Source organism: Cyanobacterium sp. IPPAS B-1200 (assembly GCF_001747005.2).
Lineage (GTDB): Bacteria > Cyanobacteriota > Cyanobacteriia > Cyanobacteriales > Cyanobacteriaceae > Cyanobacterium.
On the sequence record NZ_CP182899.1, the window covers coordinates 1,164,320 to 1,180,182 of the forward strand.

General features: G+C 39.0%; 17 protein-coding genes. 6 read left to right on the forward strand and 11 right to left on the reverse strand.

Annotation, left to right across the window (positions count from 1 at the left end; all coding sequences use genetic code 11):
- Positions 1-41 precede the first annotated feature (41 nt).
- From A5482_RS05405 to A5482_RS05425, 5 genes are all read right to left on the reverse strand, one after another.
- Positions 42-1,331 carry an ArnT family glycosyltransferase gene (locus A5482_RS05405; RefSeq protein ID WP_069790733.1) on the reverse strand — a complete coding sequence of 430 codons (1,290 nt, stop codon included), beginning with the start codon at positions 1,329-1,331 and terminating at the stop codon, positions 42-44.
- 294 nt (positions 1,332-1,625) lie between these two features.
- On the reverse strand, positions 1,626-3,374 hold the full coding sequence (gene argS, locus A5482_RS05410; protein ID WP_069790734.1) for an arginine--tRNA ligase: 1,749 nt from the start codon (positions 3,372-3,374) through the stop codon (positions 1,626-1,628).
- 117 nt (positions 3,375-3,491) lie between these two features.
- Positions 3,492-3,680 (reverse strand): hypothetical protein, encoded by a 189-nt coding sequence (locus A5482_RS05415; RefSeq protein ID WP_242411941.1) that lies wholly within the window; start codon positions 3,678-3,680, stop codon positions 3,492-3,494.
- 408 nt (positions 3,681-4,088) lie between these two features.
- A complete protein-coding gene (gene folB, locus A5482_RS05420) occupies positions 4,089-4,445 on the reverse strand; it encodes a dihydroneopterin aldolase (RefSeq protein ID WP_069790736.1) in 357 nt (118 codons plus the stop codon).
- Positions 4,446-4,550: 105 nt separating this feature from the next.
- A complete protein-coding gene (locus A5482_RS05425) occupies positions 4,551-4,838 on the reverse strand; it encodes a YggT family protein (RefSeq protein ID WP_069790737.1) in 288 nt (95 codons plus the stop codon).
- 94 nt (positions 4,839-4,932) lie between these two features.
- Here A5482_RS05425 and psbX point away from each other — a divergent pair, with 94 nt between their 5' ends.
- The 4 genes from psbX (at position 4,933) to A5482_RS05445 (ending at position 6,907) form a co-directional block, all read left to right on the forward strand.
- Positions 4,933-5,049: a photosystem II reaction center X protein gene (gene psbX, locus A5482_RS05430; protein WP_069790738.1), complete on the forward strand. Its 117-nt coding sequence runs from the start codon at positions 4,933-4,935 to the stop codon at positions 5,047-5,049.
- A gap of 128 nt (positions 5,050-5,177) precedes the next feature.
- Positions 5,178-5,309, forward strand: a complete 132-nt coding sequence (locus tag A5482_RS05435) for a hypothetical protein (RefSeq protein WP_255365536.1) — start codon at positions 5,178-5,180, stop codon at positions 5,307-5,309.
- A gap of 180 nt (positions 5,310-5,489) precedes the next feature.
- Positions 5,490-6,338, forward strand: coding sequence for a Ycf66 family protein (locus tag A5482_RS05440; RefSeq protein ID WP_069790837.1), 849 nt, complete (start codon positions 5,490-5,492; stop codon positions 6,336-6,338).
- Between the two features lie 50 nt (positions 6,339-6,388).
- Positions 6,389-6,907, forward strand: coding sequence for a TolB family protein (locus A5482_RS05445; protein WP_369816733.1), 519 nt, complete (start codon positions 6,389-6,391; stop codon positions 6,905-6,907).
- A 178-nt stretch (positions 6,908-7,085) separates the two neighbouring features.
- Here A5482_RS05445 and psbA read toward each other — a convergent pair whose 3' ends face one another.
- Positions 7,086-8,153: a photosystem II q(b) protein gene (gene psbA / locus A5482_RS05450; RefSeq protein WP_069790838.1), complete on the reverse strand. Its 1,068-nt coding sequence runs from the start codon at positions 8,151-8,153 to the stop codon at positions 7,086-7,088.
- Positions 8,154-8,425: 272 nt separating this feature from the next.
- Between psbA and serA the strand changes: the two genes are divergently transcribed.
- On the forward strand, positions 8,426-10,006 hold the full coding sequence (gene serA / locus A5482_RS05455) for a phosphoglycerate dehydrogenase (RefSeq protein WP_069790839.1): 1,581 nt from the start codon (positions 8,426-8,428) through the stop codon (positions 10,004-10,006).
- 110 nt (positions 10,007-10,116) lie between these two features.
- A complete protein-coding gene (gene prmA / locus A5482_RS05460) occupies positions 10,117-10,992 on the forward strand; it encodes a 50S ribosomal protein L11 methyltransferase (protein ID WP_446684822.1) in 876 nt (291 codons plus the stop codon).
- Between the two features lie 129 nt (positions 10,993-11,121).
- On the opposite strand, the gene sfsA is transcribed toward prmA, so the two are convergent.
- The 5 genes from sfsA to A5482_RS05485 all read right to left on the reverse strand — a co-directional run bounded on the left by sfsA (position 11,122) and on the right by A5482_RS05485 (position 15,767).
- The gene (sfsA, locus tag A5482_RS05465) at positions 11,122-11,853 is read right to left on the reverse strand and encodes a DNA/RNA nuclease SfsA (RefSeq protein WP_069790740.1); all 732 of its coding nucleotides are present in this window, start codon (positions 11,851-11,853) and stop codon (positions 11,122-11,124) included.
- A gap of 69 nt (positions 11,854-11,922) precedes the next feature.
- Positions 11,923-12,417, reverse strand: coding sequence for an anti-sigma factor family protein (locus tag A5482_RS05470; RefSeq protein WP_069790741.1), 495 nt, complete (start codon positions 12,415-12,417; stop codon positions 11,923-11,925).
- A 39-nt stretch (positions 12,418-12,456) separates the two neighbouring features.
- Entirely contained in the window at positions 12,457-13,122 is a 666-nt protein-coding gene (locus tag A5482_RS05475; protein WP_069790742.1) for a sigma-70 family RNA polymerase sigma factor, read from the reverse strand.
- Between the two features lie 177 nt (positions 13,123-13,299).
- Positions 13,300-14,751 (reverse strand): signal recognition particle protein, encoded by a 1,452-nt coding sequence (ffh, locus tag A5482_RS05480; RefSeq protein ID WP_069790743.1) that lies wholly within the window; start codon positions 14,749-14,751, stop codon positions 13,300-13,302.
- A 164-nt stretch (positions 14,752-14,915) separates the two neighbouring features.
- The gene (locus tag A5482_RS05485) at positions 14,916-15,767 is read right to left on the reverse strand and encodes a ferritin-like domain-containing protein (RefSeq protein ID WP_069790744.1); all 852 of its coding nucleotides are present in this window, start codon (positions 15,765-15,767) and stop codon (positions 14,916-14,918) included.
- Between the last annotated feature and the right edge of the window lie 96 nt (positions 15,768-15,863).

Sequence of the window (15,863 nt, forward strand, 5' to 3'; positions counted from 1 at the left end):
TTCTACTTTGTCTTAAAATACTTGAACAATTCAAAAATAAATTAGTGAAGGTTAAATAATAGAATTAAGCTAATATATTTACCCCAGAAAAGAATAAATATAAAGTATTCATTTTGTTTATTAATAAGTATAAATGCTGTAAAAAAACAAATAAAATAAGAAGTTAAAATAGAAAATAAAGAGCTATGCCAATGGTTAAATTGGAGAAGATAAAATATGGCAATACCTAAAGTAATAAAGCTCAAGATACAAAAGAAATAACCCCAAGATTTTGGGTAGGGTATCCATGGAGGTTGTCTGACAATTTCCCCTAATACATATCCTGAGGCGATCGCCATGGGAATGTATAATGAAACTAGACTAATATAATTGTGAGATGGATTTAAAAATAAAGTTATAACAAAAGATAAAAAAAACCAAATTAAGCATAATTTTCCCCAACTATAGTTTTTATTTTTGAGAGCAGAAATAAAACCAAAACAACCAATTACAATCCAAGAAGAAAATTTACTCAACACATTAACAATCGAATATTGAGAGTAATATAATGTGTCCAAAGTAGGTAACTCCATGTCCATTAACGGGTAATTATCTTCCCTAGTGTGTAGATATTCCCCCCCATACCACAACATCGCTGGTATGATGCCCAAAATTATTCCTAACCAAAAATAACCAGAGTTTAATAAACGTGGAGTATCCCACCATAAAAAAATAAGTGCGATCGCACCTAATAATATCGCAATATCCCACCCCAAAGCAAGAGAAATTAAAGAAAGACTAATACCCACCCCCAAAGCCCAACGTAAATCCCGACGAGAGATGAGAATAGATAGAAAGAAAAAAATCTCACAAGATAACCTTACCCCATCAAACATTGCCAAACGACCATAAAAAATGACAGGAGTAGTCGTAAGATAAACCAAAGCCGCAAACAAAGCATAGAAGCGGATAGGAAACAACTCCCTACCCAAACAATAAAGCAGAGGCACAGATAACGCCGTTAAAGTCGCCCCCACAATACGAGTAGCAAATTCATTGAAACCCCACACATCATAAGCAACCGCCGTCAAAATGTGCATTAAAGGAGGTTTTGTACCATAAAAACTCTCTGTATAATGGGGAAATAACCAATTTAAATTATTAGAAAAAGACTGATAAATTTCCGTTGTTATCTCTGCAAAAAAATATTCTCTGCCATCATAAAACGGTAAATTACCAAGGTTAACGGTACATAAAAAAAAAGCTCCTAAAAATAAAAAAGAAATTATTACTAACTCTTGTTTATAGTAAATAGAGCCGAACTTGTAGCGAAATATTCCGCCTAAAAACATCGAAAAATATAATTATAATTACTATTAATAAAATTATAGAATAATTAAAAACAAGTTCTTTGTCTTTAACAAAATATTCTTAATACTCTCTAGCCTAACACAAATTCAAATATTATTTCATTTCAACATTTATACATCAACCAATAAAACAAGGGGTTTAACCCCCTTGCCTTTAAAATTTTCATAGTTATTCTGCTACTAATTAATTATAAATTATTACTAAAAATTTACAAAAAAACAAAAGTTTCAGTTATAGCAAAAAAACCTTAAATTATTCATTATCAATTATTAAATCTACATTCTTTCTAATACAGAAATTCCTAACAAAGATAAACCTAATTTAATTACCTTAGCAGTCAAATCAGCCAAAATTAGACGAGATAACTTAATCTCATCCTCAGCTTGTAAAATAGGACATTGGTCATAAAATTGATTGAACTTTTGACTCAATTCAAACAAATATAAACAAAGTCGATTCGGCAATAAATCTCGCTCAACTTCCTTAATAATAAAATCTAACTGTAAAAGATGTTTTGCTAAAACTAATTCACTTTCTTCTTTAATAATCAAAGATTTATTAATTTCCAGATTTTCTAAATCAATATTACCTTTACGACTAATTCCCTGTACTCTCACATAAGCATACAAAAGATAAGGGGCGGTATTACCCTGTAAAGCCAACATCTTATCAAAGCTAAATTTGTAATCAGTGGTGCGATTTTGACTTAAATCAGCATATTTTACAGCACTTAAGCCAACTACTTTACTAACATGATTAATAAAGGTTTCATCCTCATTTCTTTCCTCATTTTCAAGGCGATTTTCTAAATCTTTTTTAGCTCGATTAATGGCTTCATCTAACAAATCTTTTAATCTAATAGTTTCCCCAGATCTGGTCTTGATTTTTTTACCATCTTCTGCTAAAACTAACCCAAAAGGAACATGGATTAATTCAACATTTTCGGGAATAAAATTAGCTTTTTTAGCTACTTGGAAAACTTGGGTAAAATGATTACTTTGTCCTGCATCGGTTACATAAACAATTTTAGTGGCTTTATCTTCTTCGATGCGGTATTTTAGACAAGCTAAATCAGTGGTTGCATAGTTGTAACCGCCATCAGATTTTTGTACAATTAGCGGTAAAGGATCACCTTGTTTATTAACAAAATTATCAAGGAAAACGCACTTAGCCCCTTGATCTTCTACTAATAAATTTTCTTCTTCTAGGGCATTAATAACTTCAGGTAAAAAGGGATTATAAAAAGATTCTCCTCTTTCGGTTAATTCTATGTCTAAAAGATTATAAATAACTTCAAATTCTTTTCTTGATTGTTCACACAAAAGTTGCCATGCTTTGATGCTTTCAGGATCTTTACTTTGTAATTTTACTACCTCTTGACGGGCTTCTTCTTTAAATTCAGAATCTTGGTCAAATTTTAATTTTGCCTGTTTATATAAAGTGACTAAATCACCAATATCAACGGCATTGGCGGTGGTTAATACTTCAGGTTTTTCTTGTCGCAGAAAAGCAATTAACATCCCAAATTGGGTACCCCAATCACCTACATGGTTTAGTCTTAGGACATCATGCCCTCTAAATTCTAAAATTCGGGCGATGCTATCACCAATAATTGTTGAGCGTAAATGCCCCACGTGCATTTCTTTGGCGATGTTGGGGCTAGAAAAGTCGATGATGGTTTTTCCCTGAGACTCAATTTTGCTTACCCCTAAACGCTCATCCTGATAGGCTGAGGTGATTTGTTGGGCAATATATTCGGGTTTGATGGTGATGTTGATAAATCCGGGGCCTGCGATTTGCAAAGGTTGACAAAATTCGTCTAAGTTTATATTATCAACGATACGCTGGGCGATCGCCCTTGGATTATCTTTCAACTCTTTGGCAAGGGGAAGAGCCACATTACACTGATAATCCCCAAATCGAGGATTAGTAGCAGGCAACACTAAAGGCTCGATAAGGGTAACATCATCCCCAAAGGTTTGTTTAAGAGTAGTGGCAAAAATTTGTCTAAGGTTATCAATCATCGGAAATAAAAATAATTTATATTGGAGCAGATTCAATGGCTAGTGCATTGTTAATTGTTAATGGTCGATGGTCAATTGTCAATTCTCAACCTAGCCCCAAAATAAAAGCCCTAAAATTTAGTTTCCAGCCCTAAACTCGTCGTGGCCAGAAGGATTACGGGTTTGGGTAATAAACTCTTTACTTAGACAGGCTTCCAAAAACTTGATTTTGTAAAGATACCAAAAGCGACTGGGTTTCCATACCGACTGCTGTACATCACGACAAAACAAGGGTTGATTAAGATATTGCCACAAAGCAACGCTCATATTTTTAAAACGGTACACCATATAAACCTCCGTTAGACAACAGTTAGGGAAATATTTACACAAGACCAAAATAACTAATTAACTTTTGACGGCAGATAGATAATTAAACATTACTTTCACCCCATGGGTTACTCTTAATTCAACCGTTACCCTCAATATTTATCGTACTCAAAATATTTTGTCTGGTTACGATTGTCTTCAAAAAAATTAACTCATTATCAATAGTCAAAAAAATAGCCTTCTAGCTTACTTATTAATTTGACCCAATTTTCTTGACTTTCGTTCACTTAGAAAATAAGAGTGAAATCAAGCTAGAAGATGTAAGAAAGAGCTAGAGGGCGATCAAGCCTAAATATGACCTATGAAAATTGTAGTAATAGTTGACAAATAGGTTAATTTTTGCAAACACTATTGACTTCTCGTAATGTCTATAGTAATACTTCCACTAAAATCGGGGATAGGGGGCGCTGGTTTTCGTAATCTTACTCTAACTTTGGTCACTAAATCGATTTTTAAAACATCTTCGGCAATTACATCCGCTAATTTTTCTACCAAGGCAAATTTAGCAGTTTTGATAATATGTTTAACCATGGTAATAGCCTGACGATAATCAACGGTTTTTTCGATGTCATCACTTTTTGCTGATGGCTCTAAATCTAACCACATGGTTAAATCTACCTCAAACCACTGTCCTAAAGTTCTTTCCTCTTGGAATAATCCCGTGTAACCATAGGCACAAATGCCATTTACTTCGATGGAGTCCATTATTTTTTATCTTACTCAATTCAATTTTCTGTTATCCATGATACAAGTTAAGTAAAAAGAGTGAGCCACGCCAATTAAAAATAGGCTTCATTCTCAATTCTTAAACTACCTCATTGCCATGGTAATAATGCCCTGCTGCCCCAACAAAACTTCCCGCAGAAGGGTAATAATACCTAACCAAACAATGGGGGTAATATCAATACCACCGAGGGGAGGAATAACCTTACGAGTGGGAACTAAAAAAGGCTCTGTGGGTATATAGGCGATTTTGTAGGGAAATTTACTAACATCGATGTTGGGATACCATGTCATGACGATGCGAAATATAAACAAAAGGGTCATGACCAATAATAATATACCTAAAACAATTGTACTAATTATTGCTAAATTCATGAGTTAAGATACTTTATGTTTGCTTAAATTCATATCTATTGTAAGGTAAAATGGATAAGACCATATTTTAGAAAATACACAGTATAAAAAGTTTATGACTCCTTCTTTATCTAATTTTCTCTGGAGCTTGTTATGGGGTGGTGCAATTGTTGTAATCCCTGCAACTGTTGGTTTAATCCTCGTTAGCCAAGCTGACAAAATTCGCCGTTAACTAAGGCTATGGGGGGTTGAGTTTCAACCCCTCTTTTGGTAAAGAGTTAGTTTTTTATGGCAGGTTAAAAAATATTTTGGGCGGTTTATTTTTTAACTGATGTTACGCAAAAATATAATTAGTTTGAGATGGTAAAAACGTTGGATGTTCATATTGTGTTTGTACACGTGCTGGGTAGGGGGCTAGGAGTTGGGCAAGGGCTAGGAGTTGGGCAAGGGCTAGGAGTTGGGCAAGGGCTAGGAGTTGGGCAAGGGGCTTAAGCCCCTTGTTAAAACTTACAGATAAAACTTAACTTATAAATGAGTGCGTAACGTCAGTTTTTAATATAAATTGGAAGTTATTTAATCTGATGGGTGAATCTGGTTAAGATAGGAAAAAGATAGCAAAGCAATTTTTTAGTGATGGTTAATTTTATTTTTACATCCCCGAATATTTTGGGAATGGTCAATTTTGGTCTTAATTCTGCGAGTATCTTAGGAATATTCTTAGCAGTGGCGGGTGGTGGCTTGTATTTGATGCGATCGCTCCGTCCCGAAATTTCGAGGGATCATGATATTTTCTTCGCCGCTGTGGGTTTGTTGTGTGGCGGTATTTTGTTGTGGCACGGATGGCGTTTAGATCCTATCCTTCAGTTTAGCCAATTATTGTTGGCGGGTTCGGCGGTATTTTTTGCCATCGAGACAATTCGCCTTCGGGGGGCTACCAATGACCAAGCAAAGCGTACTGGTTCCTATGTAGAGGAAGATCGCCCCGTGAGCCGAGTATATCGGGCAGAGTTGGATCAGTATGATTCCTATGGGGAAGAAGAGGAGGAAAGAGAAGTTATTCCCCGTCGTCGCCTGGAAGGTAGCGCCGATAGAACTCCTAGTCGTCGCAGTAGTTATGTAGAAGAGCCTCCTCGCACTCGTAAACCCCGTCGTAGTAGTCCTGATGGGGGAAATATGCCCCGCTCCCGTCGTCCTTCTGCTCCCCCTAGTAGAGGTTATGAGGCGGATTGGGATGAAGCACCAGATCATTGGGATGATAATCCTCCCCGTCGCAGTACAAGGGGTTCTAGGGGCGATCGCCCTGCGCCCTCCACTCGCACAGAATCAAGTGGTCGTCCCACCAGAAGACCTCCTTCCCGTCGCCCTCGCTCTCCCGAGGACATGGTGGCATCCATGGGCAGTGAATATGTAGATTATCAACCCATTGATGATGATAATAATGACTATGGCAATGCACCAGACAATGATTCTCGTCCCCCAGTCAACAATCGCCCTTCTGGCTCCCCTGAGTTTGACTATTAACTAATAATTGCGTTTTGATTAGTCCTTTGAAACTAATTTCTATCTCTCTATTGCTAGGCTCTGCTTTGATTTTGGTGGGTTGCGGCTCTAATAATGTATCCGTTACCTCCAACGCCCTCAACAGTCGTTATAACGATGAACAACCTGCCATTAGTGGGGATGGTCGTTGGTTGACCATGGTATCTAACCGTTATGGTCGTAGGGAAATACTTTTGTTTGATTTACAACAAGGCTCCCTCGTTGATTTACCAGGATTAAATAGGGAAGGTGCGATCGCCGATAGCCCTAGTATTAGTCGTACAGGTCGTTATCTTGTATATCTTTCCAGCATTCAAGGACGACCAGACATTTTTTTATATGACCGCGCCACCCGTCAAAACAAACTAATGACCCAAGGTTATCGCAGTTGGTTAAGAAACCCCCGTATTAGTCCAGATGGTCGTTACATCATCTTTGAAACCGCCAAACGAGGACAATGGGATATAGAAGTTATTGACTTAGGCCCCACCATCGAATTAGACCAACCCGATGGCTTAATTCGTCCCCCTGATACTAAGTCCGATTTATAAACTGTAATTTTATTTATTATCTTTGGCAATGGGCTTAAGCCCATTGTTCGTTGTATTAGCATACTTTTCTCTACGGATTCCATATGATTAGGCTCATTTTTACTTTTACCACCCAATAAAATACCCTCCCAAAAAATGGAAGGGTGATAGTGTTTTAGTTCGTTTGATAACGAGTAAATTAACCGTTAATAATAGGTGCAGATACAGGCTCAGCACTAGCTAAATCTAAGGGGAAGTTATGAACATTGCGTTCGTGCATTACTTCAATACCAATGTTGGCACGGTTAATCACATCAGCCCAAGTGTTGATGGCTTCTCCCTCACTGTTAAGGATAGAGTGGTTAAAATTAAAACCATTGAGGTTGAAGGCAAAACAGGATACGGCAAGGGCGGCGAACCAGATGCCCACCACAGGCCAAGCACCTAAGAGGAAATGTAAAGCACGACTGTTATTGAAAGAAGCGTATTGGAATATTAGGCGACCAAAATAACCATGGGCAGCTACGATATTATAGGTTTCTTCTTCTTGTCCGAATTTATAACCTAAACTTTGAGATTCGGTTTCGGTGGTTTCCCGAATTAAAGAAGATGTAACCAAAGAACCGTGCATGGCGGAGAATAAAGCCCCTCCAAATACACCAGCCACACCTATCATATGGAAAGGGTGCATTAGTACATTATGTTCGGCTTGAAGAACAAACATAAAGTTAAAAGTACCGCTAATACCGAGGGGTAAACCATCGGAAAAGGAACCCTGTCCAATGGAGTAAATTAATAGAACGGCTGTAGCGGCGGACACAGGAGCACTGTAGGCAACGCAAATCCAAGGACGCATACCAAGGCGGTAAGATAATTCCCACTGTCTGCCCATATAGCAAAAGATACCTATGAGGAAATGGAAAATGATTAATTGGTAAGGGCCTCCGTTATATAACCATTCATCGAGGGTGGCTGCTTCCCAAATGGGATAGAAGTGTAGGCCGATGGCATTGGAACTGGGTACAACGGCGGCAGTAATTATATTATTACCATAAAGTAATGCACCCGATACAGGCTCTCGAATTCCATCAATATCCACGGGGGGAGCGGCGATGAAGGCAATGATAAAACAGATGGTTGCTGTTAATAATGTAGGGATCATCAATACTCCAAACCAGCCTATGTATAAGCGGTTGTTGGTAGAGGTGATCCACTGACAAAACTGTTCCCAGCTTGAAACTTTCTCTTGCTGTAGTATTGTTGTCATGGTTTTTATAATTTCATTCTTTGTGGACTTCATAGCTTTTTTATTGCTATATTCTTATATTACTTTATAGCGATATAACTGTCAAGGATGATAATGATAATTTTTTCTTATGAAAAATTGATGATGTGAAAGCCAAAATACAGATAAGAACAAAGAATGATGATAATATGACAAAGGCGATCAGTTCATGATCTATTAGGTAAGGAGTTTGGGTGATACCGAACCCTGGGGCGATCGCCCTTAGTACAATTAAGATTATTTATATATTTAGTATGGCAAAAGTTCTAGTATCAGATTCTGTCGATGAGGCAGGTATTAAAATTCTCACTCAAGTTGCCCAAGTTGACATCAAAACAGGATTATCTGAAGACGAATTAGTGGCCATCATTCCCCAATATGATGCTTTAATGATTCGCTCAGGCACGAAGGTGACAGAAAAAGTAATCCAAGCCGCCGATAACCTTAAAATTATTGGTAGAGCGGGGGTTGGGGTTGATAACGTCCATGTACCATCAGCCACCCGTAAAGGGATTGTGGTGGTAAACTCCCCCGAAGGAAATACCATCGCAGCGGCTGAACACGCTTTGGCCATGATGTTGTCTCTCTCCCGTCACATTCCCGATGCTAATCAGTCGGTAAAAGAAGGAAAATGGGATCGTAAAAGCTATATCGGTTCTGAGGTTTACAAAAAAACCCTTGGGGTCGTAGGTTTAGGAAAAATCGGCTCCCATGTAGCAAAAGTGGGTAAAGCCATGGGTATGAAAATTTTAGCCTATGATCCTTTCATTTCCCAAGAAAGAGCTAATCAATTGGGTTGTACCCTAGTAGATTTAGATATTCTTTTCAGCGAATCCGATTATATTACCCTCCACATTCCCAAAACTAAAGAAACAGCTAATCTCATCAACGCTGAATCCCTTTCCAAAATGAAGCCCCACGCCAGAATTATCAACTGTGCTAGGGGTGGTATCATCGATGAAGATGCTCTCTATGAAACCCTCAAAGAAGGGAAAATTGGCGGTGCAGCCCTTGATGTGTTTGCCTCTGAGCCTTTAGGGGAATCAAAATTAAGGGAATTGGGTAGTAATATGATCTTAACCCCTCACCTTGGCGCATCCACCGCTGAAGCTCAAGTAAACGTTGCCATTGATGTAGCCGAGCAAATTAGAGATGTATTACTCGGACTTCCTGCCCGTAGTGCGGTAAACATCCCCGGATTAAGCCCCGATGTGATGGAAAAATTACGTCCTTATATGCGTTTAGCTGAAACCCTCGGTAATTTAGTGGGGCAGTTAGCGGGCGATCGCGTGGAGAGCTTAAATGTTAAACTACAAGGAGACTTAGCTGATAATAGCAGTCAACCTTTAGTAACAGCCTCTCTCAAAGGTTTGTTATCCAAAGCCCTCCGAGAAAGAGTTAACTACGTTAACGCCGCCATCGAAGCCAAAGAAAGAGGCATCCACCTCATCGAAACCAGAGACGCAACCATCAAGGATTACAGTAACTCTATCTACCTCGAAGCCGTTGGCACCAAAGGCACCCATGCGGTTACAGGCGCATTATTAAACGATGGAGAAATTCGCATCACCAGCATTAATGGTTTTCCTGTGAATGTTCCCCCTAATAGCTATATGCTTTTTACCCTCCACCGTGATGTACCCGGTATTATTGGTAAAATTGGCTCTTTGTTGGGTAACTTCAACGTTAACATTGCCAGTATGCAAGTAGGACGCAAAATCGTCCGTGGTGATGCTGTGATGGTACTTAGTATTGATGATCCTTTACCTGAAGGTGTTTTACCTGAAATCCTCAAGGTAAGCGGTGTTACCGATGCTTATACCGTAAGTTTATAGATCATTGTCATCATTCAAAGCAAGGGGTTTAAACCCCTTGTTAAAAAATATGGTTTTTATTTGATCACTTTCAAATATGTGGAAAACTGTTTAACACTAATAACTAATATATGAATTCTTCTTGGTGGGAAATTAAAATAAGAAATGTGCCTGATTTAGAGGATACTATTTTCTGGCATCTACAGGAGTTTGGTTGTAAGGGTTCGGCTCTGATTCAGGATGATGGTATCTGGTATATTAAGGGATATATGCCTAAGATCGATGTTAATGAGGCTCAGTTAGATATTTTAAGTAATACCATTAGGAATGATTTTGATGGTCAAGAATTTGATTTTTCCTATGAATCCATGGATGATCAAGATTGGAGTAGTAGTTGGAAAGACCATTGGCAACCCATGGAAATCGGCCAGAAAATGGTTGTCTATCCCGCTTGGATTGATGTCCCCCCTGAGTGCGATCGCCACGTAATCCGCCTAGATCCTGGCTCTGCCTTTGGCACAGGGGTTCATCCCACTACACAATTATGTATGGAAGCCTTAGAAAGACAATTAGAGAATAAAAATCAGCCTCTTACCATGGCAGATATTGGTTGTGGTACAGGAATTTTGTCCTTAACTGCTCGTTTATTAGGTGTGGAAAAAATAATCGCTACAGATATTGATTCCCTTGCGGTGAGGGCTACTCACGAAAATATGGAATTTAATAATATTGATAATATTGAAGTTTTCCAAGGTAGTATTGATAAAGTCAAAGAAGTAAACTCAGAGAAATTTGACGGTATTGTGTGTAATATTCTCGCCGAAATTATTAAAACTATGATTTCTGATATGGGAACGATTATTAAACCCCAAGGATGGGTAATTTTGAGTGGTATTTTAGTTACCCAAGCCGAGGATGTAAAACAAATTTTGCAGAATAATAGTTGGCATATTACAGCTTATAATTCTAAAGAAAATTGGTGTTCCATTGAAGCTCAAAAAATTTAACAAAATCAATCAATGAACTCTCTGAGAATTAACAGGAGTTATTCAACTTAGGTATTAAAATTGACTCTCCATAACCTCACCCTCTCTCACAAAAGAAAAAGCAAGAGGAGAATTACCTACTATTTATTATTAATCCATAATCTTTGCCAAGCCTAAATATTTAACTCCCTCTGGGGATACATCAAAACGACAGGGTAAAATTTTCACCCCTTTCTCCCTCGCCTCATCAAACAATGCCCCGTATTTGGGATCAAACTCTCTGCCGGGGGCAAACAAATCACAATCACTGCGATTGATAAAATAAAGCATCACAGGGATAGCTTCATCAGAAAGGGCGATTAACTCTCTTAGATGTTTCTGTCCTCTGGTGGTTTCTGTGTCGGGAAATAGAGCAAGATTGTTATGGGTAAGAGTCGTATTTTTAACCTCCAGATAAATAGGTTTTTGGTTTTCATCCCCTTTCAAAACAAAGTCAATACGACTTTTGTTATCCTGCCCAAATTTAACCTCGCTTTTTACGGTGTCATACTTTCCTGCTAATTCAGGAATTAAATTATTTTCGAGGGCAATTTTAATAATTTTGTTGGGCAACCCTGTATTAATTCCTACCCAAACTTTCTGTTTTTCTCCTAACTCAATCATTTCCCAACTATGAGCCAATTTCCTCTTGGGATTATCGCTATGGGATACCTGTACCCTTCTTCCTGCCTCACATACTCCAATCATTGGCCCTGTGTTGGCACAATGGGCGGTGATAACTTCCCCTGAGTCTAGTTGAATGTTAGCTAAAAATCTTTTGTATCGTTTTAGGAGTATTCCTGAGGTTAGGGGAGGGTATTGATATAAGTAGGAGTTATTCACAGAAATTTTTGTTTAATGATCAAGAAAATATTAATTTACTATAATTGTCTATGGTCTATTCTTAATGGTTTAGGGTTCGTTAATCATATCCAATAAGGATTGACCCAGAGTAATATCGAGGGCTTCTTCATCCGCATTAACGGGTAAATCAATCAAAGGCTCGTTGAGGGCAATCATTAAACTTTCATTTTCCCCTGTTGGTTGTTCTGCCATTTGCCAAATGGGGTTACGATTTCCTGTGAATAATCCGCCGATGGTGGCTAAAAGGGTAACGGCGATCGCACTTCCCCCTATTACTAAACGTTTTTTATGTTTCTCTTCTTTGTCTAACTGAGCAAAGACACCATTACATACTTGACTAGGAGTATATTGAGGCTGAGGGATGGGTAAACTATTAATTTCTTGTCTGAGGGCGAGTAAACGACGATAAAGCCCTTGTGCTTCGGGGTCTTGGGCTAATAATTCTTGAACTTCTTTTCTTTGTGTAGGAGTTACCTCCCCATCTAAATAGGCGCTGAGGAGTTCAAAAGTACATTTATCGATGGGGTAAGAATGATTAGACATAATATTTACAGTATATAAGTTTGAGGAGTTCGGATAAAATTAATTTTGATTCTCTAAATATGGTTTTAACAAAAGTTGTAATCTATTTCTAGCCCTTGCTATTCTTGATTTTACCGTTCCTAAAGAAACTTTGGTAATATCGGCGATTTCTTCATAGCTTAGACCTTGAATTTCTCTAAGAATGATGGTTACTCGGAATGTTTCGGGTAAATCGGCGATCGCACTATTCAACAAATCATAAAATTCAACAGTACTTAAATTATCTTCAGGTAGAGGAACATCAGAGGGAATCTCCCACTTTAAATCATCATCATCCCCGCGAGTAATAGAAGCATCCAAAGACAATGGGGGAGCATGGCGTTTTCTTTTGCGTAACTGATCATAAAACAAATTAGTAGTAATTCTGCTCAACCAGCCCTTAAACTTCTGGGGTTCGTTTAAACGATTAATATTTTTATAAACCCGAATCCATACCTCCTGAGCCAAATCCGCCCGATCATGCCAATCAGGGGCTAAATTATAGAGGATTTTATCAACATAGGGTTGATAGCGGTTAAGGAGTTCTGAAAACGCTACCCGGTCAGGTTTATTGCCCTCTTGGCAACGCAATATTAGGTCTGTGTTTGAGAGTTGGTCGATTTTCACTCTTTGTTTTGATAAAGCAATTGATAAACTAGACCATGATAACGAAATAGAAGATACCATAACTTATTTTGTACCCATGTTAATGCTAAGTGCTTCTAAATAACAAGACTACACAATGGGTTTTTATGTTCCAGACAAATTAGGTGTTAGGTGGTAGGGGTTAGATTTTGGAGAGATAAAAGTTTCATTATTAATTATCAATTACTCTCCTACTCGTTCATCAAACCCTATTCAATCTTATAAATCGGCAAAACCACGTTTTTTCTTTTTCTTCTTGGGTTTACCGCCCCCTTTACCACGAGAGCCAGCCATGGGAGCATTTCCCCCCAAAAGTCCTCCTAAACCGCCCATCCCGGGCATTCCTCCCATACCGGGCATACTTGGCATTCCGCCCCCCGTGGTCATTTGTTGCATCATCGATCGCATCCTAGTAAAATCACTGATGAGACGAGAAACTTCTTTTTCCTGATGACCAGAGCCTTTGGCGATACGACGACGACGGTTAGGGGATTTTGCCAAAATTTCGGGGTTTTCCCTTTCGTCCTTGGTCATAGAGTTAATAATAGACTCAGTGATTTTTAATTGGGCTTCCCCTTGCTCTATGGCCCCAGCACCGATTTTATTCATGCCAGGAATAAGTTTCATTACCCCCGCAAAAGAACCCATATTTTTGAGCAGACGCATTTGTTTGAGGAAGTCGTTAAAATCAAATTTCGCCTCCATCATTTTGCGTTGCATTTTTTCCACATCGCCGATGTCAAGCTCCTCTTGGGCTTTTTCTACTAAGCTGACAATGTCACCCATATTGAGAATACGGGATGCCATGCGATCGGGATAAAAAGGTTCTAGGGCTTCTACTTTTTCCCCAACCCCAATAAACTTAATAGGTTGCCCCGAAATCGTTCTCACAGAAAGAGCAGCACCTCCTCGGCTATCCCCATCCATTTTGGTAAGAATCGCCCCTGTAATGCCGATTTCTTCATGGAAAGTTCTGGTTAAATTAGCAGCCTCTTGCCCCGTCATGGCATCCACCACCAAGAGGGTTTCATGGGGATTAACGGTAGATTTGATTTGGGATAATTCCCCCATCATGTCTTTATCAATTTGTAATCGCCCAGCGGTATCTATGATCACCGTATCGATACCTTGTTCTTGGGCTTGGGCTACTCCCTGACGGGCAATTTCGATGGGGTTAGCGTCGCTTCCAAGCTGGAATACAGGAATCTTTATCTGCTCCCCTAGGGTAATCAACTGATCGATCGCCGCGGGGCGATATACGTCCGTAGCTACCATTAAGCAGGAGCGTTTTTGTTTTTGTAAATAAAGGGCGAGTTTGGCGGTGGCGGTGGTTTTACCTGTACCCTGTAACCCCGCCATAAGAATAACTGTGGGGGCTTTGTCGGCTTTGGCAAGGGGAACATTACTTTCTCCCATCACCTTAACCAATTCATCGTAAACAATTTTGACGAATTGCTGTTGGGGGTTAACTCCTGAAATTACTTCGGCACCGAGGGCATTTTTTTCTACCTCTGCCACAAAACTTTTGACGACCTGAAAATTAACGTCTGCTTCTAGTAATGCTCTTCTAACTTCTTGTAGTGCGTCTTGGATATTTGACTGCGAGATTTTTCCTTGACCACGCAATTTTTTCCATGTATCTTCTAAACGCTCTGCTAGTGCATCAAACATAATTGAATTTATTAATAGTGATTAATATTTCGAGAGAAAGTTATGAATTAACTATTATAACAATTTCGGTCTCAAGTTTCTGCGGAGTCCTTAGCTTTCATTGTTCAATCACTGAATTAGGGCCAAGGGGTTAAAACCCCTTGTTGAAATATATGTCTCAAAACTTAATTCATGCCTTGGAGAAACATGGGGATAAATTTATCCATAAAGTCTTGGGGGCTTCTTTTCCATGCTCTTTGGGCTAAATCAATGCGGGTGAGTTGCAATTGAGGATCAAATAATGTTTGGGGTAATTTTTCCATCAGGTAGGTGGTTTGTTCCCAAACGGTCATGGTTTTGGTAATCTCAAGGAGGTTATTTAAACGGCGTAATTCTGCCCCTGCCAAAACGTCCATACCACACTCATAGGCAGCGTGTTCGATGGCGATATATTTACGCTTGGCTTGTTCTACTTTGGCTCTTTTTTCGGGGCTTTGGGCGGCAATTTTCGCTAACCAACGATTTCCCCATCTTACATGACCTGCTTCTTCGGGAAAAATCTTTTCTATGGTGGTTCTTATTTTGATGTTTTCCTCGGTTTGGGGGGCTTGTTTGAGGGCATGGATATGGGCGGAGAAAAATTCACATCCTCTTTTTTCAGTGACATTGATAGCTGCGATCGCATCTATGATCCCATCTTCAATATTATTAGGTTCGTCAATTAACCGCTCAAATTCATTGATGTAGGACATTCCGGGGGGAGTGTCGATGTCGGCATCCAATTCTACTAATAAATCCGTTAACCAATAGGCGTGACGGGCTTCGTCGGCGACATGGTGAGATAAATCCTGTACTAATTCTTTTGGTTTCCCGTTGAGGCTTTCGATGAGGTTGGTTAAGTCTTTACAGCTTCTTTGTTCGTTGTAACGGTAACGATTGAGGGTAATAAGGTGAATTTGGCGATCGCCCACAACCCTTGTAAGAATGTCTCGGGCAGACATTTTATTGCGCAATTTACGAGGATAAGCTACGGTCATATTTTTTTATGATTTCAGATTGAAGTATATGTATCCTCATTGTATCTTTTTCATTTAGGTATTAGGTGTTGCTTTAGGTATCAATGCAATTAGTTT